This is a genomic window from Streptomyces sp. NPDC001502, assembly GCF_042894785.1.
Classification (GTDB): Bacteria; Actinomycetota; Actinomycetes; order Streptomycetales; family Streptomycetaceae; genus Streptomyces; species Streptomyces kutzneri.
In genome coordinates, this window is sequence record NZ_JBIAVW010000005.1 from 1 (window position 1) to 22,911 (window position 22,911).

The window sequence follows — 22,911 nt, forward strand, 5'->3', positions numbered from 1 at the left end:
GGCCGGCCGAGCTCGACCTGATGGCACGGATCGCCGGGCTCGAGAGGGAACGTCGCGTCGCGGACTGGGACGGGGCGCCGTTCACCCAGGACTCCACGAAGCACATCTCCGTGTGGCGCAAGCCGGCCTGAGGCCGACCGGGAGGACCCCGTGCTTCTAAGCTGGTGCCCCGGATCGCCTTCCTCCAGGAGTCACCCGTGGCACGCTCGCTCGACGGCCTCGTCTTCGCCCCCGTGGCCGACCAGTCTCCCGGCCAGGTCGGCCGGCAGACCCGGTTCGAGTACCACGAGCGGGACGACCGGGTCTGGGCCGAATACCGGGGCGGCGACGTGGCCATGGGCTACCTCGTCGGCACCCGGGCCGGCCGCACCATCGACTTCCGCTACGTCCAGCTCCGCCTCGACGGCACGACCGCGTCCGGGCATTGCACCTCGCTCCTGACGGAGCTCCCCGACGGGCGCCTGCGCCTGGAGGAGACGTGGACCTGGGAGTCCCAGGAGGGCAGCGGCACGAGCGTGGTCGAACAGCTGCCGCTCTGAGCGTCCTGCCGCGGAGGCCGCTCCACCGCCGGGCCCGTTCAGAGCATGATGAGCAGACGCGTCCTGGCCTTGAGCTTCCGGTTCACCGAACGGCTCTGCACGTACACCTCCAGCTCGGGATTGCGCCCCGCCTTCACGGAGACGGTCCCCTGGATGTCCGCACCGAACAGGAGGCTGCGGGCCGCGTCGCCCGTGTACGCGCGGTCGGTGCCCTTCTCGACCACGATGACTTCCTTGTCGGGCTGGACCTGGACCCGGGTGCCCAGCTGGTAGTAGCAGGACCCGCGTTCGTACGTCACGTCCGGATGCGAGTCGACGAAGGACCGGATCCCGACCTCCTCGTCGACCTTCAGGAGCCGGTACTTGCCGGCCGGGACCGGTTCGAGGTTTGCCCGTACGTCGTCGACCGAGAGGTCCTGGCCGATCGCGAACAGGTTCTTCGTACCCCGCACCCCCTTCTCGCGGCCGCGGAGGAAGCTGGTGGCGGCGGCGCGGACGGTGCCGATCGCCTCCTCGACGCCCTCCTGGGAATCCGCATCCCATATGGCGATGTTTCCGGCCGGGAAACCGTAGTTCTGGGCGGTCCGCTTCGCCAGGGAGTTCGGCACGAGGATCGCGGACGTCCAGTGGCCCGGAAGTGCTCCCATCCTCGCCGCGATCCTGTCGAGCCAGGGGCCGAGGATGGTCATGTCGCCGTCGTGCCGCCGGTCGCCGCCGGAGGCGTTCTCCTCGCCGTCCGTCACCACGATCTGGAGGAAGCTGTGCTCGCCGTACTCCTCCCAGATGTGGCCCAGGTCGTCCAGTGACTTCAGCGAGGCTTCGATGAGGGCGGTCGCGCCGTTGTTCACCTTGTACAGACCCCGCATGGACGGCAGATGCTTCACGTCCATGTCCCAGACCAGATTCTCCACCCTGTGGTCGAAGGAGTAGAGGCTGATCCGGGTCTCATGACCGAGACTGTCCGATTCCGCCTTCAATCCCGCCACGAACTCGTCCACGACGCGGATCAGTTGCCCCTGGTGCTGACGCATGGAACCCGAGCAGTCCACGACCAGCGCGACGTGGTTCACCTTGTGCTGGATCTTGTTGGCGGACATGTCTGTGCTCCTTCTCAGAGGCTCCCCGAGTGATGTGTCCACCCTAGGAGGAGCCTCTGACAACGGAGCCTGACGGATGATCACCCCACGGGAGAGGGAGGAGTCAGAGCCGGACGTTCCAGTCGACCGAAGAGCGCAGGGTGCGCACCACCTTCGGGTCGCGGACCGACGGGGTGCGGTCCTCGGCCGTGACCGTCAGGCGGTGCGTGCGGAGGTCGAAGAGCCACAGTTCCGCCACCGACACCTCGGTGCGGCCCTCGAAGCGCTTCAGCTCGCGGCCGTCGAGGTACCAGCGGACCACGAGCTGCCGGCCGTCCGCGCCGGCCAGCCTGGGTACGGAGGCCTTCGCCTTGTGGCGCAGCCGCAGGGTGCGGTCGGTCGGGGTGAGCGGGGTGACGATCCGCGCGTGCTGGTAGAACCCGGCGATCATGGATTCGACGCCGGGCAGGTTGAAGGGCTTGCCCAGGACCCGCATGAGGGAGTTGTCGGTGGGCCGGTACAGCCCGGTCACGAAGTAGTTGCCGCCCTCGTACGCGCCGACCGTGCCGCCGTCGGGTGATTCCTCGCCGAGCCAGCGGTACCACTTGGTCCGCTGCGCGGCCATGCGGTCGGCCGGCAGGGCCGAGCTGTTGGATTCGCCGGGCTCGGGGCCGGTGTACTTCTCGTACTCCGGGACGCCCGGGTAGAAGTACTCGTCGGCGAGCTTGCCGAGGGAGTGGCCGGTCTCGTGGATGGCGACCTGGCCGGACTTCGGGTGGCCCGCGGAGGCCGTCGATATCCCCTCGTAGCCGAGGGTGGCGCTGGGCTCGTTGTAGCCCGCTCCGCCGTACTTGGCGCTGTTGGCAAGGACGATGACGAGGTCGGCGGCGGGCGCCTTCGCCACGTACGCGTCCACCTTGGGCTGGTCGACGCAGAGCAGCCGCTCGATGTTCTCGCACCAGAAGTACGAGCCGAGGGCGGTGTCGCGGACGGTGGCAGGGTCGGGGTCTCCGGAGACGCCGGAGTCGTGCGAGACGGCGTCGACCGTCCAGACGTTGAAGAGGTTCCGGTACGTGGTGTAGGGCTCGACGGCGGTCACCTCCGCCCATTTCTGCGCGGCGTCGGCGTGGAACCGGGCCAGTTCGGCGGCGGTGTACCCGTCACCGATGACCACGACGTCGAGGCGGTCGGCCGTGGAGCCGTTGTCGATCATCTTGGTGACCTGGCCGTCGGCCGACCGCTCGGCCGGGGACAGCCGGCCCGAGGCCTTGGCGGGGCTGCCGGCGGCCGGTACGCGGGCGTGGCCCGATCCGGCGTCACCACCGTGCTCCGGACCGGGTATCTCGACCTCGATCCGGGGCCCCGCCGGCGCTGCGGCCGCGCCGGCCGCGCCGGCGGGTCCGGCGGCCACCAGCGCGGCGGTCGCGCAGATCGTCGCGACGGCCGCGCGCCACGCCGGACGCACGGCCGGACGCCTGCCCGGATGCCGGCCCGAACCTCTGACTGGATCCATGAAGTACTCCCCCGGGAACGGAAGTTAAGTGATTAGTTAAGCACGGTGAATCGGTTGCTTAAACTAGGTGGCGCACGGGACGTGCGCAATGCCTGCTCCCGCTGAATACTGGGGAGTTCGAGCGACCAGGGGGATTTCATGGACGAACCGGCCCGGATCGGCCGCAGGGTACAGCGCATGCGCGGTGAACTCGGTCTGACCCAGAGGCAGTTGGCGGAGCCCTCCTATACCTCGGCCTATATCTCCACACTGGAGTCGGGCAAGGTCCGGCCCTCCGAGACCGCGCTGCGCTTCCTCGCCGCCCGCCTGGGCACCTCGTACGAGGAGCTCACCACCGGCCGCCCCGCCCACCTGGCCACCGAGCTGCGGCTCGCCCTCACCGACGCCCAGCAGACGCTCGCCACGGGCGCGGCCGACGAGGCCGCCGCGCGCTACCGGCGGCTGCTCGCCGAGGCCGAGGAGCTCGGGCTGGCCCCCGAGCAGGCGGAGGCCCGGCTCGGGCTCGGTGACTGCGCGCTGGAGTCCGGCGAACTGCCGCAGGCGATCGGCCACTTCGAAGCGGCGGAACGCCTCCTCGCGGACGAGCCGCTCCCCCGCCGGGCCCGGCCGATCCGCGGCCGGGCCGTCGCGCACCTGCTCGCCGGTGAGCTGCGCTACGCCTGCTACCTGCTCGAATCCACCATCGACGAGCTGGGCGCGAGCGGGCTGGCCGATCCCGAGGCGCTGGTGCTGCTCAACGCCGCGATCATCGGGCCGTACCTCGACATGGGAGCCCATGCCCGCGCCGCCCGCGCCGCCGAGCTCGCACTCGCGCTGGCTCCGCAGGTCAGTGATCCGGCACTGGTGGCGGGCATGCACCGGCAGGTGGCCCGGACCTTCCTGGCCGGGGGGCGGGTGGCGGACGCCGACGCCTCACTGGCCAAGGCCCAGGAGATCTACGGACAGCTGCGGCTGCGGACCGATCTGGCGCACTGCCACTGGATGCGCGGCTACGTACAGGCTCAGAACGGCGAACTGGCGTCGGCCGAGCGGGAGTTGCGTATCGCCCGGGACATGCTGTCGGCCCGTCGCGCCGGGCTCTACACGGCGCAGGTGGAGGTGGAGCTGGCCGACGTACTGCGCCAGCTCGGCCGGTACGAGGAGGCCGCCGGGCTGCTCTCGGCGCTGCTGGAGCTGGGGGACAGCCACGGCGCCGTACACGCGGGCGGCGCGCACCGGCTCCTCGGCCTGATGGCCGAGGAGCGCGGCGAGCCGGAGTCGGCCGAGGAGCACTACGTGCAGGCCCTGGCGCTGCTGGAGCGCAGTGGAGCGTCGGGTGATCTCGCGGACCTGTGCCGGCTGCTGGGCGATCTGCTGAGGCGTACGGGCCGGGTCGAGGCGGCCATGGACGCGTACCGCACGGGCCTGGGTCACCGGGCGGCGCCCGGCACCACCACGCTGGGCCCGGCGCCCGCCGCGCCCGCGCTGCGGGCCGCCCGGGTCAGTGGTTCTCGGTGGGCTGCAGGTCCCGCGGAATGAGGGTCCAGGTCGTGGCCGCCGCGGCGACCGCAAGTACGGCGGCCAGCAGGAAGGCCGGTGTGATCGCCAGGGTGTAGGCGTGCGAGGCGGTGTCGAGCAGGGCCTGCCCGACGGCGCCGCCGATGCGTTCGGCGGTGTGCGCGGCCTCGCCGACGGAGCCCTGCACGGCGGCGGTGCTCGGGGCGTCCAGCTCCAGGGCGGGCAGGTTGCCCCGGTAGAGCGCCGCCGCGGTGGAGCCGAGGACGGCGACGCCCATGGCCGAGCCGAGTTCGTAGCAGGTCTCCTCGATGGCGGCGGCGCTGGAGACCTCGGCGGCGGGCGCGGCGGAGACCAGGGTCACCGAGGCCACGGTGGTGGCGAGGCCGGCGCCCAGGCCCATCACGGTCAGGGCGGCGGCGAAGGCCGGGTAGCCGAGGTCGGTGAACTGCTGGAAGGTCCAGGGCAGGGCCATGCCGCCGGCCAGGACGACCAGCCCGGCGCCGAGCACGTGGCGGATGGCGAAGCGGTGCATCAGCGAGGGGGCCGCCATCGAGGCGGCGATCAGCGCGAGCGGGGCCGGCAGCAGGCGCACCCCGGCCTCCAGCGGGGTGTAGCCCTCGCCGTACTGGAACCACTGGGTGACGAGGAACAGGATCGCGCCCATGCCCACCATGGGCAGGAAGATCGCGGTGGCCGCGACGCTGAAGGCGGGCTTGGCGAACAGCCGTACCTGCAGCAGCGGGTTGTCCAGGCGCAGCTGGCGGCGCACGAAGACGGTCAGCAGGGCGGCGGCGATCAGGAGCAGGGCCCAGGGCAGCGGGTCGGCGATCCCGCTCTTGCCGAGCTGCTTGATCCCGCCCGCGAGGGCGAGCATGCCGACGACGGACTGTCCGACGCCCCACCAGTCCCACCTGCCGCCGCTGCGCGGGGAGCGCGATTCGGGCAGGTAGCGCAGGCCGGCCGCGACGATGACGGCGGCGACGGGGAGGTTGAGGAGGAAGGCCGAGTGCCAGCCGTAGTCCTGGACCAGGAGTCCGCCGACGACCGGCCCGAAGGCCATGCCGCCGCCGAAGACGGCCGCCCAGACGGCGAGCGCGAAGGCGCGCTCCTTGGCGTCGGTGAAGACGGTGCGCAGGATCGACACGGTGGAGGGCATGATGGCCGCGCCGCCGATGCCGAGCAGGGCGCGGGCGGCTATGACGTGCCAGGCCTCGGTGGAGAACACGGCGATGAGCGAGGCGAGCGAGAAGATGCCGAAGCCCGCCATGAGCAGCCGCTTGCGCCCCCAACGGTCACCGAGCGCACCGGCGGTGACCAGTAGTCCGGACAGGGCGAGCGCATAGACGTCGATGATCCACAGCTGCTGTACGGCGCCCGGCTGGAGGTCGCCGACGAGCGAGGGGAAGGCCACGTTGAGGATCGTGGTGTCCATGGAGATGAGCAGGAGGCTGCCGGAGAGGATCGCCAGGACGATCCACCTGTGGGGAGCCTGCGCGGGGGTGTGCATGAGGTTCCGTTCAGAGGTGCGCACGGTGCGCACGGGTGGAGAGGAGCTTCAGGGCGCGGGAGCGCCGGCGGGGGGCTGCCCGAGCGGCCGCGTCCCGCTGAGGAAGGAGGTCAGCACCAGGTGGCCGATCTGGCGCGGGGCGAAGTGGCCGTCGCGCACGCCCTCGGCGGCCGCGTCGAGCAGGCCCCAGAGCGAGTACCAGATCCAGTACGGCGGAAGGTCCGCGCGCAGCCTGCCCAGCCGCTGGCCGAGGGCGATGAAGGCCACGGCCTGCTGGTCCTGCCGGTCCACGCCGGCCCGGAACTCCGGGTCCGCGAGGACGGTGGCGTCGCGCGAGGTGAAGCCGTAGAGGTGCGCGGCGGGCATCAGGGCGATGACCAGTTCCTCGATGGCGGTGTCGAAGGCGGCCGCATCGGCGCTCTGCGTCAGGTCGAGCGGGGCCAGGCACCCGTCGACGACCTCGATCGCCCGGACGGCGACGGCCTTGAGCAGGGCCTCACGGGTCGCGTAGCGGCGGCTCAGCGTGGCGCGGCTGGTGCCGATGCCGGCGGCGATCTGCACCATCGATGCGCTGTGATCGCCGGCGAGGACGCGGGCGGCGCCGTCCAGCAGTTCTTCTTCGTTCATCACGACTGAGCCTCCTTCGCCTCGAACGATACAAGATTGTCTCATCCGAGGCAAAGTAGGCTCCCACTGCCTCTATTGAAAATGGGAACCATTTCCGTATACTGCCTGCATGGCACGCAACGAAGTACGCCCGATCATCAAGCTCCGCTCCACCGCCGGCACCGGCCACACCTACGTCACCCGCAAGAACCGGCGCAACGACCCCGACCGCATGGTGCTGCGCAAGTTCGACCCGGTCGTCCGCCGGCACGTCGACTTCCGCGAGGAACGCTGACCCCGCCCTCCCCTCCCTTCCCCTCTTTCAAGGAGCGCACCGTGAAGCCCGGAATCCACCCCGCCTACGGCCCCGTCGTCTTCCGCGACAAGGCCGCCGACTTCGCCTTCCTCACCCGGTCCACCGCCACCAGCGACAGGACGGTCGAGTGGGAGGACGGCCGCACCTACCCCGTCATCGACGTCGAGATCTCCTCCCAGAGCCACCCCTTCTACACCGGCACCGCCCGGGTCCTGGACACCGCCGGCCGTGTCGAGCGCTTCCAGCGCCGCTACGGGAGCAAGCCGTGACCCTGCCCGTCGTCATCGTCGGCGGGCTCCACGCGGACGCCCGCCGCAGCGCGGTGCGGGAGCTGCTGGCCGCCGTACCGGGCAGCGTCGCCTTGCACCACGACCTGGCCACGGCGGCCGGCGGGACCGTACGGCGCCTGGTGCGGGACGCCTCGGGCGAGCTGTCCCGGGGCGAGGCCCCGCTCGTGAACGACTGCGCGTGCTGCGCGCTGCGCGAGGACCTGCTCCCGGAGCTGTGGCGCCTCGCCGCGGACGGACTGACCCGGCTCGCCGTCGTCGAACTGTGGGACTCCGTCGAACCGCGCGCCATGGCCGAGGTCGTGGCCGCACACGGCGGCGAGGCCCTGGACCTCACCAATGTGATCACCGCGGTCGACCCCGCCCTCGTCCTGGCGTACCTCGCCAACGGGGACGACCTCGCGGAGGCGGGGCTCGCCGCGGCCCCCACCGACCGGCGGACCGTCGGGGACACCTGGGCCCGGCAGCTGGAGTACGCACCCGTCCTCGCGCTCGTCGACAGCGCGGACGCGGACGACGAGGACCGCGCCCTGCTGGCCCAGCTGCACCCGACCGCCCGCCGGGTGGAGACGGGGTCCGGCGAACTGGCGCGCACGGCCTTCGCCGGATTCGACACCGACGCGGCGGCCGCCGCCCAGCATCCGGCCTGCGCGCTGCTGCCGCAGGAGGCGGACGAGGCCGGGGTCGCCACCCTCGTCTGGCACCGCCACCGCCCCTTCCACCCGGAGCGGCTCTACGAGGCTCTGGAGGACCTCGCGGCCGCGGCCGCCCGCAGCCGGGGCCGCTTCTGGCTCGCCGACCGCCCCGACACCCTGCTGGCCTGGGACGCCGCGGGCGGCGCGCTCCGCGTGGAGAGCAACGGCCCGTGGCTGGCCTCGCTGCCGGACGCCGCGTGGGAGATGGTGCCTCCCGTGCGCAGGGCGGCCGCCGCGCTGGGCTGGCACCCCGAGCACGGCGACTGCTGCCAGCACCTCGTCTTCACCTCGCCCGGCCTCGACCGCGACGGGCTGGCGGAGCTCCTCGACTCGTGCCTGCTGACCGAGGCCGAGTTCGCCGCCGGGCGGGAGGCGTGGAAGCGCCTGCCGACCGCCTTCGGCGCCTTCCTCGCCCCCGTCTCCTGACCGCCCGGCAGGCCGGATCGGGGCCCGGCCGCCGGGCTCGGCCGCCGGGCCCGGACGGGTTCTAGTCGCCGGTGCTGCGGGCGCGGGCTCCCGAGCGGGTGCGGCCCGCGGTCTGGGCCCGCTGCGGGTGGCGGCGTACGTACTCGTGCTCCAGCTCGTTCATCCGCTTCGTGTGGGTGACCAGGGCGTCGTCGGACCCGTGCAACAGGGTCTCGTGGCGCGTGCGGTGGATGGCCTCCAGCTCCTTGAGCAGCCGGCCCTCCTCCAGTTTCTGCGCCGACGGACGGCCGTCGTGCTCCGTCATGGCACGTGCACCTCCTCCACCGGGCCGCGGGATCAGACGTGGCCTGCCTCCCCGGCCACTCCATCATCCCCCGCACCACGCAACAGGGCCTCCGGGGCGCGGCGCCGCCGGCCAGGCACAGGTCTCGGCCGACGGCGACCCCGGCCGGCCGAGGTCAGGCTGCACGGTCCATCCGCGCCGACGGCCCGGCTCAGACTCCGGAGGAGACCTCGGTCTTCTCGTCGGACCCCGCGCCCCTCGCCCCGGCCGCAGCCAGCCTGCGGTTGCGCCGGACCGAGGAGAAGAAGGACCAGCCGATCAGGACGACGCCGACGAGGCCCGTGATGACCTCGTGGATCTCGTACTGGATGGTGACGAGCAGGATCACGGCGAGGGCACCGATCGCGTAGTGCGCGCCGTGTTCGAGGTAGACGTAGTCGTCAAGGGTGCCCTGGCGGACCAGGTAGACCGTCAGCGAGCGGACGTACATCGCGCCGATGCCGAGGCCGAGCGACATCAGGACGATGTCGTTGGTGATCGCGAAGGCGGCGATGACGCCGTCGAAGGAGAAGGACGCGTCGAGGACCTCCAGGTAGAGGAACAGGAAGAACGCGGCCTTGCCGGCCATCACGACCGCCGGGACCTTCGTGCCGCTCGTCCTGGCCGCTTCCTCGGCCTCGTGCTCGCGCTCCTCCTCCTCAAGCTTGTTCTCGAAGTACCCGGAGAGACCACCGACGACCAGATAGGTGATCAGGCCCGCGATGCCGGCGATGAGAACGGTCTGCGCCTTGTCCACGTGGATGCCGCCGTACTGGTGGGCGTGGGTGGCGAAGGTCGTCGCGGAGACGAGCAGCACGATGAGCGCGATGCAGACGGAGAGCATGTCGATCTTGCCGAGCTTGGCGAGCGGACGCTCCAGCCACGCGAGCCACTTGAACTCGCGGTCCTCGAAGACGAAGTCAAGGAAGATCATCAGGAGGAACATGCCGCCGAAGGCGGCGATCGACGGGTGGGCGTCGGTCACCAGCTGCTGGTACTTGTCCTGCTCGTCCAGCGCGAGCTGCACCGCTTCGACCGGACCGATCCTGGCACTGACGGCGACGATCACGACGGGGAACACCAGCCGCATGCCGAACACCGCGATCAGGACACCGACGGTGAGGAAGATCTTCTGCCAGAAGGCATTCATCTTCTTCAGGATCCCGGCGTTGACCACGGCGTTGTCGAAGGACACCGAGATTTCGAGGATGGACAGGATCGCCACGATCCCGAAGCCCGCCCACCCCCCGTATAACACCGCCGCGAGCAGGCCGAGCGCGGTGACCGCGAACGACCAGCCGAACGTTTTCAGAAGCACTGGCTACCCCATCGTCGTGTACGGAGCTCCCCCGCGCCGTACATGGCTTTGCGAAACGTTGACCTGAAGTCTAGAGCGACACCTCGCGGCCCCGGCACATCCCCCCGGGCCAACTGTTCCCAACTCCCGCTCTTCGCCGCGCCGGTAGGTCTCGCCGAAGGACAGCGCCGGCTCCATGGACGCGCGAGTAGACATTGTCTACTCACCCTGGTAGACAGTGATCATGGACCAGGAGAGACCGCTCCGGGAGCGGCTGATCGACGTAGGTGTGGAACTCGTCATGAGCGAGGGCGCCAGTGCTGTCGGGCTGCGGGAGATCGCCCGCCGGGCGGGTGTCTCGCACGGGGCGCCGCGCCGGTACTTCCCCACCCACCAGTCCCTGCTGTCGGCGATCGCCCGGCGCGGGTTCGAGGATCTCGGGGTGCGCATCGCGGCGACGGCCGGCGCGCCGGAGCTGTCCCCGCGGCAGCGGGTGCGGACGATCGGGTGCGCGTACGTTGGCTACGCGCTGGAGCACGCGGGGATGTTCGCGCTGATGTTCCGGCACGATCTGCTGGACAGTACGGGCCAGGGTCCCTCCGTGGGGCCGCGGCTGCGGGAGTCGACCCTCCCGATGTTCGATCTCCTCGTGACGCTCGTCCGCCGGTGCGGAGCGGCCGAACCCTCCGTCACCGCCGCCGTGTTGTGGGCCAACCTGCACGGCGTGGCGCAGTTGTGGCGCTGGGGCAGCCTGCCTCTGGTCCTCGGCGGCGCGCCCGCCGACGGTGTCGAACGGCTCGTCGGCGCCGCCGTCGACGCGCACCTCGGTCCGGAGCCCGTATGAGGCAGCGGACATCACTGCTCGTCAGCGTGGCGGGAGCCATGCTCGTCGCCCTGGACGGCACGGTACTGACCGTGGCGCAGCCGAGTCTTCGGCGCGACCTCGGGGCGAGCGTGGCGCAGGTCCAGTGGACCAGTACCGCCTATCTGCTGGCCGTGGCCGCGTTCCTGGTCGTGGCCGGGCGCCTCGGCGACCGGTACGGGCACCCCCGGCTGCTCCTCGTCGGAGTCCTCGGCTTCGCCGCGGCCTCGGCCGGCATCGTGTTCGCGCCCGGCGTGGGCTGGGTGATCGCGCTGCGCGCCGCGCAGGGCGTGTTCGGCGCGCTGCTGCAGCCCGCGACGCTGGCGCTGCTGCGGCTCGCCTACCCGCCCGACCGGCTCGCCACTCCGATCGCCGTGCGGACCAGCGCGATCGGACTGGCCGCGGCGGCCGGTCCGCTGCTCGGGGGTGTGCTGGTGGCGCGGTGGGACTGGCGTGCGGTGTTCGTGATCAATGTGCCGGTGGCCCTGGTGATCGCCGCGCTGACGCTCGCCGTACGGGCCCCCGCGCCGCCGCGGACGGAGCGCGGGCGCCTGGAGCTCACCGGCGCCGCCCTCCTCGCCACCGCCCTCGCGGTGTTCGTGCACGCGCTGGTCGGCGTGCCCGGGTACGGGTGGACCGCCGCGCCCACCGTCATCGGCTTCGGGGCCGCCGCCGGGCTCGCGGCCCTGTTCGTACGCCGCGAGCGGCGGGCCGCGCAGCCGTTCGTACCGCGCGCCGTGGCCCGGTCCACGGCGGTGACGGCCTCGATGGGGCTGCTGCTGATCGTCTCCGCGGGCATGTTCGGGGCGCTCTTCACGGCCACGTTCCACCTCCAGGACGTCGAGGGGCTGGACCCGCTCGCCACCGGCGTACGGGTGCTGCCGCTGACCGCGCTGATGGTGGCGGGGGCGCCGGTGGCGGGCCTGGCGCTGCGCCGGTTCGGTGCGCGCCGGACCGCGCTGGCCGGTACGGGGCTGGTCGTTGCCGGGATCGCCGGGCTGGGCTCCGCGTCCGCGGTGGCCTTCGGGGTGCTCGGCGCCGGGTTCACCACCGTCATGGTCACGGCCACCGGGGCTGTGGTCGGCGAGGCCCCGGCCGGGTACGCCGGGGTTGTCGGGGGGCTCAAGCAGACGGCCATGAACGTCGGCCCGGCCCTCGGGATCGCGGTCGCCGCGAGCGCCGGGCCGCACGGCTCGCCGCTGGTGGCGCTGGCGGTGCTGACGGCCGTAGGGCTGGTGGCGGCGTCATGGCTGCCCGGCGGCGCGCGCCCGGCAGCTGCGGGCGACCTCGTCGGCGAAGACCAGGGCGGGCGGGGCGAGGGCGGCCCAGCGGCGGACGGCCCAGCCGACCGCGAGCGGCGGCAGGGCGGGGATCGGCACGAGGCGCAGCGGGCCGTCGGAGCCGGGGACCCGCCAGCCGGGCAGCGCGGGCACGACGGCGTGTCCGAGGCCTAGTTCGGCGAGCAGCAGGGCGGTGTCCCAGTCGGCCACGCTGGTGTCGGAGCTGACCCTGATGCCGGATTCGGCGAAGGCGGCGTCGAGGTGGGCTCGGGAGGCGGAGTTCTCGGGCAGCCGGATGTGGCGGATGCCTGCGAGGTCGGCGGGGTCGATGCGGGCGCGGGCGGCGAGGGGGTCGTCCGCGCCGACGGCGAGCACCCAGGGCAGTTCCATGACGGGGCGCAGCTCGATGCCGCGGACCGGGCCGCCGATGGTGATCCAGGCGAGGTCGAGGTCGTCGGCGGCGAGGGCGTCGAAGCAGCTGCGGCTGGAGTTCTCGGTCTGGAACTCCAGGCTCACCTCGGGGTGGCGGCGGCGGAAGGTGACGACGGCCTCGGACATGAAGTGCCGCACGGTCGTCGCGCCGGTGGTGACGCGGACCGTGCCGCCACCGCCCCGGACGAGGTCGTCCACGCGGCGCAGGGCGCCGTCGAGTCCGGCGATGCCGTCGGCGGCGGCCGCCTGGAGGATGCGGCCGGCCTCGGTGGGTACGACGCCACGGGCGTGACGCTCCAGGAGGCTCGTCCCGGTCTGCTTCTCCAGGCGGCGGACGTGCTGGCTGACGGCCGACTGGGTGCAGCCGAGGTCGCGGGCCACGGCACTGAGGCTGCCCGCGCGGCAGACCGCCACGAACACACGAAGATCATCGAGGGTCATGAGACCCAAGGTATCGCTTGGAAGTGGGGAGTAAATCGGAGGATTGACTTGGGTTTTGGATGGGATCAAGATCGATGCAGGGCCCGGGCGGCAACCCGTCCCTGCCCGCGCCACGGGGTCCGGAACCCGGGCACGGGCGGGGCCGGGTGTCGACCCACCCGGCCCGTCCACGTCGACCGGAGGGACACGCCGGTGTCGGATCACGCCGTCGCATGGCTGCGGGAGCTCGGTGCGCAGGAGATCGCCCATCCGGGCGGGACCCTCCTCGCACACCTTGAGCGCGTACAGGGGCTGCTCGCGTCCTGGGGAGCGCGGCCCGCGCTCCGGCGGGCGGGCCTGTGCCACGCGTTCTACGGTACGGACGGTTTTCCCACCGCCCTGCTGCCGCTCGCCCGGCGGGCCGAACTGGCCGCGGTGATCGGTGACGAGGCCGAGGCGATCGTGTACGGGTACGCCGCCTGCGACCGCGCGGCTTCGTATCCGACGCTCGCCTGCGAGGAGCCGCACTTCCGGGACCGGTTCACCGGCCGCGTGCACTCCCCCGCCCTCGAACTCCGGCGGGACCTCGCCGAGTTGTCGGCGGCCAACGAGCTCGACCTCGCGCGGATCGATCCCGCCTTCCGCGAGGCCTGGGGCGGCGAACTCCTCGCCCTGTTCACACGGTTGCGCGGACTGCTGAGCGAGCCGGCCCGGCGGGAGTGCCGGGCCGTGCTCGGCGACCTGGAGGGGTGAGGGTCAGGGGGCGGGTCGGCCGGTGAGGGTGATCTCGGCGGCGCTGGTCCAGGGGCCGCGGCCGCCCGCCTCGGTCAGTGCTTTCAGTCGGAGGTAGCGGCCGCTCTTCGGGGCGAGGGCTGCGGTCTTGGCGGCCGCGGTGTCGGCGAAGGTGCCGCTCGCCACCGGTGGCCCCCAGTCGGCGGTGGTGTCGCGGACGTAGACCTCGTAGCCGCCGATCCGGCCGTTGACGCCGCCGTCCTGGCGGGGCAGGTAGCCGAGGCCGTCCACCACGTAGCGGGCGCCGAGGTCGATCTGGATCTCGTGCGGGAGCGGGGCGGGCTTCGCCGAGGACCAGGCCGAGTGCCACAGGGTGGCCGGGTTCCCGTCGAAGGCGCGCACGGCCGCGCCGTTCTCGGCGGCGGTCTCCTGGCTGTCGGCGTGGACCAGGGACCAGGCCGACCGGTCGATCGGGGCGGACGAGGGCAGGGCGGCCGCCGCGGGGACGCTGGTGCCGGTGGCCGAGACGCTGAACGCGCGTGCCGTGCCGGGCGTCTTGATCCAGAGGATTCCGGAGCGGTCCGCCGGGTCGAAGTACCAGCCGAACGCGGCGGAGTCGTAGGCGGCCTTGGAGGCAAGACCCGGCACGGGGGTCCCGTCCAGGGTGACGGTGGCGGGTGCGGTGGCCACGTGCAGGGTGAACTCGTAACCGCGGGCGGCCGGTTTGCCGGTGTAGTCGCCGGTGGGGGCGCCCACGGAGACGGAGACCGTGCCGGAGCCGGCCGTCGGGGCGGTGACGTCGACCCGCTGGCGGGCGTAGGCGCCGGACTGGTACGCGCGGGTGCGGCCGTCGTCCTCGTAGAGGGTGAAGGAGGAGGTGCCGCGCGGGTGGATGTCGTAGGTGAGGGTGGAGACCGGCTTCTCGCCGCTGTAGTTCATCTGCGGCCACATCGGTACGACGGCGCCGCCCTTGGCGAAAAGCGGCAAGGTGTCGAGCGGTGCGTGGTACCCGTTCAGCCACCCCGGGCCCGCGTACGTACGGCCCGTCCAGTAGTCGGTCCAGGTCCCGGCGGGGAGGTAGATGCCGTCGCGGACCGAGGTGTCGGAGACGACGGGCGCGACGAGGAGGGAGTCACCGGCCATGAACTGTCCGCTGGTGAGGTTGCCGCGGGCCACCGGGTCGTCGGGGTACTCCAGGACCATGGCGCGGGTGCTGGGTACGCCGCTCTCGTGGGCGACGCGGCTCATCGTGTACAGGTACGGCATCAACCGCATCTTGAGCTGCAGGTACGTGCGGTTGATGGACAGGTACGGCTCGGCGAAACGCCAGGGCTGCTTGTCGTGGTAGCCGGCGGACGGGCCGGTCGCGCCCCAGCCGGACATGGTCATGAAGGCCGGGGTGAAGGCCTTCCACTGCAGGTCCCGGGTGTACGTCTGCGGGCTGCCGCCGAAGATGCCGTCGATGTCACCGGCCGCGTGGTTGAGGCCGGAGAGGCCCGCTCCGGTGATGGCGGGGACGTGCCAGCGCATGTCGTCCCAGGTGCCGTACGTGTCGCCGGTCCAGACGACGGCGTTGCGCTGGGTGCCCGCCCAGCCGTCGACGGTCCAGACGAAGCGGCGGGCGTCGGAGTTCTTCTCGATCCCGTCCACGGCCTGCCGCACACCGTCGAAGGCGTACTTGTAGCCGCTGCCGATCCAGGCCACGTCGGTCTTCACGCCCCGGCTGCCGGCCCTGCCCACCTCGTCGGCGATGGAGCCGAGGCCGGTGGAGGTCCACAGGCCCGTCTGGAAGCCCTTGGCCTTCAGGGCGTCCACCGTCGCTTTGAGGGGCGCGGTGTAGCCGCAGCCGTAGCCGTCGTTGGGCAGGAACCAGCCCGAGGGCATGTCGGCGGCCCGGGCGTCGGCCGCGTAGCCGACGACATCGGGGGTGGTCTGGTGGCGGAGCCGGTTGTGATCGCCCTGGTAGTCGGGGTTGGAGGCGTTGAAACAGTCGGCGTTGCCGAGCTCGAAGCCCCACATCGGTGCCATGAACGGCTTCCCGCTGACGTCGGTGTACGCGTCGAGCACGGACTTGAGGGAGCCGCCGGTGAAGTACCAGGCGTCGAAGCGCTTCTCGTCGTGGGTGAGAGTGGTGGGCGCGTCGAAGCCGTAGGAGCCCGGGGCCCAGGTGTTACGCATGACGCCGTAGCCGTTGGTGGACATGTAGAAGGGGGCGGGGCTGGCGTTGTCGTTCTCGCGCCACTTGTTGTCGACGGCGATGGGTACGGTCTTGCCGCGCAGCGCCCACTCGCCCAGGCGCAGGCCGGTGCCGTAGAACTGCTCGTCGGCGCCGCGGGCCAGGTACTGGGTGGTCCGGTTGCCGGTCCAGCTGGTGGGCCGGGTCTCCTGCCAGACGGGGGTGGTGTTGTCGGCGCGGTAGACGGAGAACTGCAGGGGCTTCTTGTTGACCCGGATGGAGAGGGATCCGGTGGTGATCCGGTAGTACGCGCCGGCGTCCGACCAGCTCGTGGTCACCGGGCCGAAGTCGGTGGTGGGCGCGAGGTCGGTGCCGGCCGGGTCGTCGGTGAAGGACCCGTCGGGCGAGAGCCAGAGGCGGAAGATGTCGGCGCGGGCGACGACCACGCGGGCCTTGGCTCCGCCGGAGGCCGTGACGGTGAAGGTGTTCCCGGACCGGGTGAAACCGGTGACGTCGCCCGCCGTCGCCGTGGCTCCGGCGGGAGCGGCAGGGGCGGCGGGAGCGGCCGAGGCGGGTAAGGCGACCGGTCCGGCAGCGGCCAGACCTGCCACGGCGAGGGCGGCGGCGAGCAGGGCGACGGCCGGGGTGCGCCGCCCGCGCCGCCGCCGCGCCGTGTGAACTCGGCTGCCTGACGGGCCTTGCCGACCCTGGCTCCTGCGGATGCTGGGCAGTCTCATGGGGCAGCTCCTCGTGCGGTCCGGGACACGGACACAGCTCCTTGGCATGCTCTCGCCAAGATAGCGCTCCGGCGGGCCCCGGTGAAAGATGATGCTCGAAGTCGACTTCCCTCACGCATCTTTGAGCATCCCTCAGGCGGCGGTACGGCCTGGATAGAGTGCGGGGCATGGTGGGCGACGATGTCGATGTGGCAGTGGTGGGGGCGGGACCGGTCGGGCTGAGCGCGGCATTGCTGCTCGCCCGGGCGGGTCTCGGTGTGGTGGTGCTGGAACGCCGTCCGGGGCCGGTCACCGAGTCCCGTGCCACGGACCTGCACGCGCGGACCCTGGAGGCCCTGACCCCGAGCGGACTGGCCGGATCCCTGCTCCCGCTCGGCCGACGCGTGGACGCGGTGGAGATGTGGTCGGGGCGGCGCCGGCTCGGCGGCTTCGACCTGGCCCGGCTGCGCTCCCCGTACCCGTACATCCTCACCGTGCCGCAGTGCGCGACCGAGGGGCTGCTCGCCGCGGAGGCCGAACGCGCGGGGGTGCGCGTGCACCGCGAGACCGCCGTCCGGTCCGTGGACGAGGACGCCGACGGCGTCACCGTACGGTCGGACGCCCTCGGTCCGGTGCGCGCCCGCTGGGTCGTGGCGGCCGACGGCGCGTCCAGCACCCTGCGCGCGCTGGCCGGCACGGCGTTCCGCGGCCGGACGTACGCCGGCGCGTGGCAGCTCGCCGACCTGCGGGTGGAGGATCCCTCACTGGACCCGGCCCGGGTCCACATGGTCGGCGGTCCGCGCGGCCTGCTCGTCGTGCTCCCGATGCACCTCGACGGCTGGGCCCGGGTCGTACTGCACCTGCCGCACGGCCGGGTGGCGGGCGGCGGCGTGGGCGGCCCGGAGGGGATCGCCGCCGAGGCGGCGGCCCGGGGATGGACGGCGGCGGTCCGCGAATGCCGCTGGAGCAGTACCTTCCGCACCCACCGGCGCCTCGCCGCGCACGACGGGCGGCGGCGGGTGCTGCTGATCGGTGACGCCGCCCATGTGTGCAGCCCGATCGGCGGCCAGGGGCTCAACCTCGGGCTGCGGGACGCCGTCTCCCTCGCCGCGGCGCTGCCCGCCGCCACCGCCCGCGGCGGCCCGGAAGACGCGGGACTCGCGGCCTGGCGCCGAGCCCGCCGGGCCGACGCGCTGGGCGTCCTCGCCCGCACCGACCTCGCCACCCGCGCCTGGACCCTGCGCTCGGCGCCCGCACGCGCCGTACGGGACACGGCGGTACGGGGCACCCTCACCACCGCGGCCGGCCGCCGCCTGCTCGCCGAGTCGGTCGCCGGGCCCCGGCCTAGGCCCTCTCTGGGCTGACGGCCAGGACCGGTGGAGCCGGGGAGGACCAGCGGTGGCCGCAGGGGTCGAAGACCAGGATCACCGGCCGCCCCGGGCGCTGGCGCCAGGAGATGCGTTCCGGTGCGTCCGCGCACACCGGACAGCAGGGCAGCGGACGGGGGTCCGGCAGGCACTCGGGAGCGGCCGTGAGCGGCGTGGCGTGCTGATCGCGCATGAAGGCTCCCTCGTCGTGCGGTTGGGCTGCTCGCACTGTGCCATGGACGGGCCCGGGTGCGCACGGGCGAATCGTCCAGTGTTCTGGCTGGTCAGAGGTGCGGTCAGCAGGAGTAATCCGGTCCTCTTGGGGGCACTTGGTGATCAACCGCTCGCGCCACCCGCCTCCACCAGGCCCGATTCGTACGCCGCGATCACCGCTTGCGCGCGGTCGCGGACGCCCAGTTTGCCGAAGATGCCGGTGATGTGGTTCTTGACCGTGGAGATGCTGATGTCCAGTTCCGCGGCGATCTCGGCGTTGCCCCGGCCTGTGGCCATGAGCCGCCAGATCTCCAGCTCGCGCGGGGTGAGTTCGAGGGGGGTCTCGGCCGCCCACGACCGCGGCCGCGCGGGGGTCCGTACGTAGGCGGAGAGGAGCCGGCTGAGCAGCCGCGGCGCGACGGCCGCCTCGCCGGTGTGGACGATGCGGACCGCGGCGATCAGCTCCTCCGGGGAGATGTCCTTGGGCAGGAAGCCGTACGCGCCGGCGCGCAGGGCGGCGACCACGTACTCGTCCATGTCGAAGGTGCTGAGGGCCAGGACGCGGGTCCCGGGGAGCGTGCGCGCGAGTTCCTCCGTAGCCTTGACCCCGTCCATGACCGGCATCCGGATGTCCATGACGACCACGTCGGGCCGTACCTCGTGGGCCAGGGCCACGGCCTGGGCTCCGTCCTCGGCCTCGCCCACGACCTCGACCTCCGGGTCGGGGCCCAGGATCAGGGCCAGGCCGCGCCGGACCAGCGGCTGGTCGTCGGCGATGAGTACACGGATCATCCGTGCGGTTCCTCTCTTCGGGCGGTGTCCTGGACCGGGAGGGGGATCCGGGCCGCCACCCGGAATCCGCCACCGGCAAGGGCGGCGGCCTCCAGGGTTCCGCCCTGCAGGGCGACCCGCTCGTGCATACCGATCAGACCGTACCCGGAACGCGCCGTGGGGCGTGCGGGCGGCGCCTGGGCTCCCGCTCCGTCGTCGCACACCTCCACGCCCACCTCGTCCCCGTGGTACGTGAGCCGTACATGTGCCCGCGCCCTGCCCGCGTGCTTGCGGGTGTTGGTCAGGGCCTCCTGGACGATCCGGAAGACGGTGAGGCCCACGGTCGGCGGGAGCGGGCGGACCGGCCCGTCGACGGTGAACTCGGTCTCCGTTCCGGCCAGCCGGGACTCGGTGATGATCCGGCCGAGATCGTCCGCCCCGGGCTGCGGCGCCGGCGGGGTCTGTTCCGGTTCCTCCCCGGCCCGTAGCACGTCGAGGAGTTGGCGCATCTCGCGCAGCGCCATCCGCCCGGAGTCCTCCAGGGTGACCAGCGCTTCGCGGGACACCTCGGGGTCGTACGCCAGGTTGGCCCGCGCCCCGCCGGCCATCAGCTGCATGGTGGTGATGTGGTGGGCGACGATGTCGTGCAGTTCGCGCGCGATCCGGCGGCGCTCCTCGGCCACCGCCCGGTCGGCGAGCCGCGTCCGCTGGGCCTCGGCCTCCCGTTGCCGGCGGTTGACCACCACGGCCGCGGTGACGGTGATGAGGGCGGCCACCGCGTTGCCGGCCAGACCCCACCAGCCGTAGGGCAGCGGCCAGCCGCTCTGGCCCGCGGAGACGAGCGGGACCATCGCGACCACCGTCACCGCGACCACAGCGGGACGGCTCACCCTGGCCACCGAGTAGAGGGCGACCGTGAGGCTGAGGGTGAAGTGCGGGGACAGCGGTGCGGCGACGTTCAGCAGGGCGCCCAGGGCCAGTACGGCGCCCAGGACCGGCAGCGGGTGGTCGCGCCGGGCGAGCAGCGTCATCGCCGAGACGACCAGCAAGGCGGCTGTGGTCACGCCGAGGGACCCGCCCTCGGTCAGGGTCGCCAGGGAGAAGCCGACGAGGTCGGTGGCGCCGGCCGCGATCGCCACGAGCGCGTCGTTGCGCGTCCACGGCCCGCGCTCGCCGCCCCTGTCCGCTCCCGCAGCCGTCGTCGTAGCCGTAGCCGTAGCCGTAGCCGTATGCGTAGCCGTGTCCGCACGCGTACCCGCGCCCATCCCCATGCCCATACCCACCCCCATGCCGCCCGTCCTGTCCCCCGGTGATCCATTCTGGCACCGGCCGCCGCCCGTGCCACCCGACCACGGTCGGGGCCCGTACCAGGACCGGAGTCCTGGTCGGCGCGGACGGCCGGACCCTGGTCCCGGGGTGCGGATCCTCCCGCGACCCGACGTTTCGCCCGCTCGCCCCTGATGGTCTGGAGTCAGGCCGGGAACCCCGGCCGGCACCGCACAGACCGGAGGAAATGTGATCCGCGCCCTGACCGGATTCTCGACGAGAAGTCCCTGGAAGGTGATCGCCCTGTGGGCGGTCCTGGGATTGGCGGCGGCCGTCCTGGGCCAGGCGTTCGTCTTCCGCGCCGTCCAGACCGGCAACGCCGGGTTCCTTCCCGCGCAGTACGACTCGGCGGCCGCTCTGAAGATCGCCGAGGAGCGGTTCGGGGCGAAGCCGGACGCCAACCTCCTGACCTTGCTGGTGGCCCGGTCGGACGAGGCGCCGCTCACCGCCGCCGACGAGCGGCGCATCGACGCGCAGGCCGAGCGGTTGTCCCGGAAGCGCGTCGTCATGCCGAGGACCGAGGAGACGATGCCGCTCGCGCAGGACCACTCTCAGGTCCCCCGGGTCAGCCCGGCCATGACGGCGCCCGACCGCTCCTTCCGGCTGCTGTCCGTCGAACTGACGGGCAACCCCGCCGATCCCGGGGTGCAGGACACCTTCCGGGCCTTCCGGGAGGCGGCCCGGGACGCCCTGGCGGATGAGGGCCTGCGCACCGGCTTCACCGGCGGGATCGCGGACCGGGTGGATACGACGGACGCGGAGAAGACCCGCTCGACGGTCGTCGGCATCGCCATGCTCGCGGTCATCGTCCTGTTGCACGTCCTCGTCTTCCGCAGCGCTCTGGCGGCCCTGCTGCCCCTGCTCGCGGTCAGCGTCATCGGGGGCGCCGCGGCGGGCACGGTGGTCGGCGCCGCGCTGCTGACCGGGATCGGGCTTTCCGAATCCACACCGAGCCTGATCAGTGTGGTTCTGATGGGCATCGGCATCGACTATTTCCTGTTCCTCCTCTTCCGCTTCCGGGAGCAACTGCGCGAACACCCGGAGCAGTCCGGGCGTGAAGCGGCCGCCCACGTCGCCGGGCGGGTGGGGACGGCCATCACCTCCGCGGCCCTGACCATCGTCGCCGCCTTCGCCACGCTCGGAGTTGCCTCCTTCGGCCAGTTCCGGGTCCTCGGCCCGGCCATCGCGCTGTCCGTGCTGGTGATGCTGCTGGGCAGCCTGACCCTGATGCCGGCCCTGCTGGCGGTCACCGGCCGCAAGATGTTCTGGCCTTCACGCGCCCTGAAGCGCGAGCCCCGTGCCGGCTCCGCCGCGCGGATGGGCGACCGGGTGGCGCGCCGTCCGTTCGCGCTGGTCCTGGCCTCGGTGGCGCTGCTCGGCACGCTGGCCGCCGGGGTCGTGGGGATGCGCATGGACTACGGGCAGAGCGGTGGGGGCGGCGAGCGCACCGCCGCCGTGGCCACCGCGGCCGAGATGTCCCGCGCCCTGCCGGCCGGGGTGTCGGACCCGACCAGCGTCTTCGTGACCGCCTCCGACGGCGCCGCCCTGACCGCCGAACGGCTCGGCGGACTGTCCAAGGCGCTCGCCGGGGTCGGCGGGGTGGGCCAGGTCGCGGACACGGTGCTCAGCGAGGACCGGCGGGCGGCGCGGATCGATCTGTTCCTCACCTCCGACCCGCAGCGGCAGGAGGCGCGCGACCTGGTGACGGGTCCGGTCAGGGCCACGGCCCTGGCTCAGGCTCCCGCGGGTACGCAGGCGTACGTGGGCGGCACCGCGGCGGTCTTCGCCGACATCGCGACGGCGGTGGACAAGGACCTGCGGGTGGTCTTCCCGGTGGCGGCGGCGCTCATCGCGCTGATCCTGCTCGCCCTGCTGCGCAGTCTGCTGGCACCGGTGATCCTGCTGGCCTCGGTCGGGCTCGGCTTCGCCGCCACCCTCGGTGCCTCGACCCTGGTGTTCCAGCACGCGCTGGACCGGCCCGGGGTGGACTTCACCCTGCCGCTCGTGCTGTTCCTGTTCGTGGTCGCGCTGGGCACCGACTACAACATCCTCATGAGCGACCGGATCCGGGAGGAGATGGCCCGGCCCGGTCCGGCCCGCGCCGCGGTGGGCCGCGCCGTGCGGCACACGGCGCCCGCCATCGCCACGGCGGGCCTGGTGCTGGCCGCCTCCTTCGGGAGCCTGGCCGTCACCCCCGCCCCGTCCACCCAGCAGATCGGTTTCGCGGCGGCCCTCGGGATCATGCTCTCCGCCTTCGTCCTGTCGATCGTGCTGGTGCCCGCGCTGGCCACCCTCCTGGGCCGGTCCATGTGGTGGCCGGTACGCCCCCGCCGCGGCACGCAGGACACCGACCCGGACCCGCGGCGGACCCCGGACCGGGTGCTGGTCGGCTGAGCCGCCCCGCACACACGAAAGGCGCCGCCGCGGGGGGGGCGGGGCCCCCCGGGGGGGGGCCCCCGGGGGGGGGGCGGCCCCGCCCCGCCCCCCCACCCGGCGCCGGGCCGAACCGGGGGGTGGGGGAGCACCGCCGGGCCC

20 protein-coding genes and 2 pseudogenes are annotated in these 22,911 nt (G+C 72.8%); 11 read left to right on the top strand and 11 right to left on the bottom strand.

Going from position 1 to position 22,911, the window contains the following annotated elements; translation table 11 throughout:
- Together ACFY0D_RS09575 and ACFY0D_RS09580 are read left to right on the top strand one after the other, a co-directional pair.
- Positions 1-131, top strand: a pseudogene (locus tag ACFY0D_RS09575) (SAM-dependent methyltransferase); the annotation flags it as partial.
- Positions 132-197: 66 nt separating this feature from the next.
- The gene (locus tag ACFY0D_RS09580) at positions 198-539 is read left to right on the top strand and encodes a hypothetical protein (RefSeq protein ID WP_390797775.1); all 342 of its coding nucleotides are present in this window, start codon (positions 198-200) and stop codon (positions 537-539) included.
- A 38-nt stretch (positions 540-577) separates the two neighbouring features.
- Here the strand turns inward: ACFY0D_RS09580 and ACFY0D_RS09585 are convergent, their stop codons facing one another.
- Together ACFY0D_RS09585 and ACFY0D_RS09590 are read right to left on the bottom strand one after the other, a co-directional pair.
- Positions 578-1,636: a VWA domain-containing protein gene (locus tag ACFY0D_RS09585; protein ID WP_390797776.1), complete on the bottom strand. Its 1,059-nt coding sequence runs from the start codon at positions 1,634-1,636 to the stop codon at positions 578-580.
- Positions 1,637-1,739: 103 nt separating this feature from the next.
- Positions 1,740-3,128, bottom strand: a complete 1,389-nt coding sequence (locus tag ACFY0D_RS09590; protein WP_390797777.1) for a M64 family metallopeptidase — start codon at positions 3,126-3,128, stop codon at positions 1,740-1,742.
- A gap of 138 nt (positions 3,129-3,266) precedes the next feature.
- Here ACFY0D_RS09590 and ACFY0D_RS09595 point away from each other — a divergent pair, with 138 nt between their 5' ends.
- Positions 3,267-4,646: a tetratricopeptide repeat protein gene (locus ACFY0D_RS09595; protein WP_390797778.1), complete on the top strand. Its 1,380-nt coding sequence runs from the start codon at positions 3,267-3,269 to the stop codon at positions 4,644-4,646.
- Here the strand turns inward: ACFY0D_RS09595 and ACFY0D_RS09600 are convergent.
- Positions 4,609-6,132, bottom strand: a complete 1,524-nt coding sequence (locus tag ACFY0D_RS09600) for an MFS transporter (protein WP_390797779.1) — start codon at positions 6,130-6,132, stop codon at positions 4,609-4,611. The two genes, ACFY0D_RS09595 and ACFY0D_RS09600, sit on opposite strands and share 38 nt — an antisense overlap.
- A 48-nt stretch (positions 6,133-6,180) precedes the next feature.
- Positions 6,181-6,759: a TetR/AcrR family transcriptional regulator gene (locus ACFY0D_RS09605; protein WP_390797780.1), complete on the bottom strand. Its 579-nt coding sequence runs from the start codon at positions 6,757-6,759 to the stop codon at positions 6,181-6,183.
- A gap of 109 nt (positions 6,760-6,868) precedes the next feature.
- Between ACFY0D_RS09605 and rpmG the strand changes: the two genes are divergently transcribed.
- The 3 genes from rpmG to ACFY0D_RS09620 are packed head-to-tail and all read left to right on the top strand — an operon-like array spanning position 6,869 to position 8,462.
- Positions 6,869-7,033 carry a 50S ribosomal protein L33 gene (rpmG, locus tag ACFY0D_RS09610; protein WP_351162087.1) on the top strand — a complete coding sequence of 55 codons (165 nt, stop codon included), beginning with the start codon at positions 6,869-6,871 and terminating at the stop codon, positions 7,031-7,033.
- A gap of 41 nt (positions 7,034-7,074) precedes the next feature.
- Complete coding sequence (locus ACFY0D_RS09615) at positions 7,075-7,323, top strand: type B 50S ribosomal protein L31 (protein ID WP_390797781.1); 249 nt, start codon at positions 7,075-7,077, stop codon at positions 7,321-7,323.
- Positions 7,320-8,462, top strand: coding sequence for a CobW family GTP-binding protein (locus ACFY0D_RS09620; protein WP_390797782.1), 1,143 nt, complete (start codon positions 7,320-7,322; stop codon positions 8,460-8,462). Before ACFY0D_RS09615 ends, ACFY0D_RS09620 begins: the two co-directional genes overlap by 4 nt.
- A gap of 61 nt (positions 8,463-8,523) precedes the next feature.
- Here ACFY0D_RS09620 and ACFY0D_RS09625 read toward each other — a convergent pair whose 3' ends face one another.
- Together ACFY0D_RS09625 and ACFY0D_RS09630 are read right to left on the bottom strand one after the other, a co-directional pair.
- The gene (locus ACFY0D_RS09625; RefSeq protein ID WP_390797783.1) at positions 8,524-8,766 is read right to left on the bottom strand and encodes a DUF6158 family protein; all 243 of its coding nucleotides are present in this window, start codon (positions 8,764-8,766) and stop codon (positions 8,524-8,526) included.
- A gap of 190 nt (positions 8,767-8,956) precedes the next feature.
- Entirely contained in the window at positions 8,957-10,102 is a 1,146-nt protein-coding gene (locus ACFY0D_RS09630) for a DUF475 domain-containing protein (protein ID WP_390797784.1), read from the bottom strand.
- A 223-nt stretch (positions 10,103-10,325) separates the two neighbouring features.
- Between ACFY0D_RS09630 and ACFY0D_RS09635 the strand changes: the two genes are divergently transcribed.
- Positions 10,326-10,925, top strand: a complete 600-nt coding sequence (locus tag ACFY0D_RS09635) for a TetR/AcrR family transcriptional regulator (RefSeq protein ID WP_390797785.1) — start codon at positions 10,326-10,328, stop codon at positions 10,923-10,925.
- Positions 10,922-12,220: pseudogene (locus ACFY0D_RS09640) on the top strand (MFS transporter); the annotation flags it as partial. The gene ACFY0D_RS09635 and the pseudogene ACFY0D_RS09640, both read left to right, overlap by 4 nt.
- On the opposite strand, the gene ACFY0D_RS09645 reads toward ACFY0D_RS09640, so the two are convergent.
- Positions 12,188-13,096 (bottom strand): LysR substrate-binding domain-containing protein, encoded by a 909-nt coding sequence (locus tag ACFY0D_RS09645; protein ID WP_390797786.1) that lies wholly within the window; start codon positions 13,094-13,096, stop codon positions 12,188-12,190. The pseudogene ACFY0D_RS09640 and the gene ACFY0D_RS09645 sit on opposite strands and share 33 nt — an antisense overlap.
- 192 nt (positions 13,097-13,288) lie before the next feature.
- On the opposite strand from ACFY0D_RS09645, the gene ACFY0D_RS09650 reads away from it, so the two are divergent.
- Positions 13,289-13,828, top strand: a complete 540-nt coding sequence (locus ACFY0D_RS09650; RefSeq protein ID WP_390797787.1) for a DUF6817 domain-containing protein — start codon at positions 13,289-13,291, stop codon at positions 13,826-13,828.
- A gap of 3 nt (positions 13,829-13,831) precedes the next feature.
- Here ACFY0D_RS09650 and ACFY0D_RS09655 read toward each other — a convergent pair whose 3' ends face one another.
- Positions 13,832-16,720: a TIM-barrel domain-containing protein gene (locus ACFY0D_RS09655; RefSeq protein ID WP_390797788.1), complete on the bottom strand. Its 2,889-nt coding sequence runs from the start codon at positions 16,718-16,720 to the stop codon at positions 13,832-13,834.
- Positions 16,721-16,887: 167 nt separating this feature from the next.
- Here ACFY0D_RS09655 and ACFY0D_RS09660 point away from each other — a divergent pair, with 167 nt between their 5' ends.
- On the top strand, positions 16,888-18,063 hold the full coding sequence (locus ACFY0D_RS09660; protein WP_390797789.1) for an FAD-dependent oxidoreductase: 1,176 nt from the start codon (positions 16,888-16,890) through the stop codon (positions 18,061-18,063).
- Here the strand turns inward: ACFY0D_RS09660 and ACFY0D_RS09665 are convergent.
- The 3 genes from ACFY0D_RS09665 to ACFY0D_RS09675 all read right to left on the bottom strand — a co-directional run bounded on the left by ACFY0D_RS09665 (position 18,044) and on the right by ACFY0D_RS09675 (position 20,189).
- Entirely contained in the window at positions 18,044-18,259 is a 216-nt protein-coding gene (locus ACFY0D_RS09665) for a hypothetical protein (RefSeq protein ID WP_390797790.1), read from the bottom strand. The two genes, ACFY0D_RS09660 and ACFY0D_RS09665, sit on opposite strands and share 20 nt — an antisense overlap.
- Before the next feature lie 143 nt (positions 18,260-18,402).
- Complete coding sequence (locus tag ACFY0D_RS09670) at positions 18,403-19,071, bottom strand: response regulator (RefSeq protein WP_390797791.1); 669 nt, start codon at positions 19,069-19,071, stop codon at positions 18,403-18,405.
- On the bottom strand, positions 19,068-20,189 hold the full coding sequence (locus tag ACFY0D_RS09675) for a sensor histidine kinase (RefSeq protein ID WP_390797792.1): 1,122 nt from the start codon (positions 20,187-20,189) through the stop codon (positions 19,068-19,070). The genes ACFY0D_RS09670 and ACFY0D_RS09675 overlap by 4 nt, the downstream gene beginning before the upstream one ends.
- Before the next feature lie 376 nt (positions 20,190-20,565).
- On the opposite strand from ACFY0D_RS09675, the gene ACFY0D_RS09680 reads away from it, so the two are divergent.
- Positions 20,566-22,770, top strand: coding sequence for an MMPL family transporter (locus tag ACFY0D_RS09680; protein ID WP_390797793.1), 2,205 nt, complete (start codon positions 20,566-20,568; stop codon positions 22,768-22,770).
- The last annotated feature ends 141 nt before the right edge of the window (positions 22,771-22,911 follow it).

Bases quoted from the DNA above. Each gene is read 5' to 3' on its own strand.
- ACFY0D_RS09645 (WP_390797786.1), bottom strand. From the start codon at position 13,096: ATGACCCTCGATGATCTTCGTGTGTTCGTGGCGGTCTGCCGCGCGGGC.
- ACFY0D_RS09665 (WP_390797790.1), bottom strand. From the start codon at position 18,259: ATGCGCGATCAGCACGCCACGCCGCTCACGGCCGCTCCCGAGTGCCTG.
- ACFY0D_RS09595 (WP_390797778.1), top strand. From the start codon at position 3,267: ATGGACGAACCGGCCCGGATCGGCCGCAGGGTACAGCGCATGCGCGGT.
- ACFY0D_RS09635 (WP_390797785.1), top strand. From the start codon at position 10,326: ATGGACCAGGAGAGACCGCTCCGGGAGCGGCTGATCGACGTAGGTGTG.
- ACFY0D_RS09605 (WP_390797780.1), bottom strand. From the start codon at position 6,759: ATGAACGAAGAAGAACTGCTGGACGGCGCCGCCCGCGTCCTCGCCGGC.
- ACFY0D_RS09600 (WP_390797779.1), bottom strand. From the start codon at position 6,132: ATGCACACCCCCGCGCAGGCTCCCCACAGGTGGATCGTCCTGGCGATC.
- ACFY0D_RS09625 (WP_390797783.1), bottom strand. From the start codon at position 8,766: ATGACGGAGCACGACGGCCGTCCGTCGGCGCAGAAACTGGAGGAGGGC.
- ACFY0D_RS09660 (WP_390797789.1), top strand. From the start codon at position 16,888: ATGGTGGGCGACGATGTCGATGTGGCAGTGGTGGGGGCGGGACCGGTC.
- ACFY0D_RS09655 (WP_390797788.1), bottom strand. From the start codon at position 16,720: ATGAGACTGCCCAGCATCCGCAGGAGCCAGGGTCGGCAAGGCCCGTCA.
- ACFY0D_RS09670 (WP_390797791.1), bottom strand. From the start codon at position 19,071: ATGATCCGTGTACTCATCGCCGACGACCAGCCGCTGGTCCGGCGCGGC.
- rpmG (WP_351162087.1), top strand. From the start codon at position 6,869: ATGGCACGCAACGAAGTACGCCCGATCATCAAGCTCCGCTCCACCGCC.
- ACFY0D_RS09590 (WP_390797777.1), bottom strand. From the start codon at position 3,128: ATGGATCCAGTCAGAGGTTCGGGCCGGCATCCGGGCAGGCGTCCGGCC.
- ACFY0D_RS09585 (WP_390797776.1), bottom strand. From the start codon at position 1,636: ATGTCCGCCAACAAGATCCAGCACAAGGTGAACCACGTCGCGCTGGTC.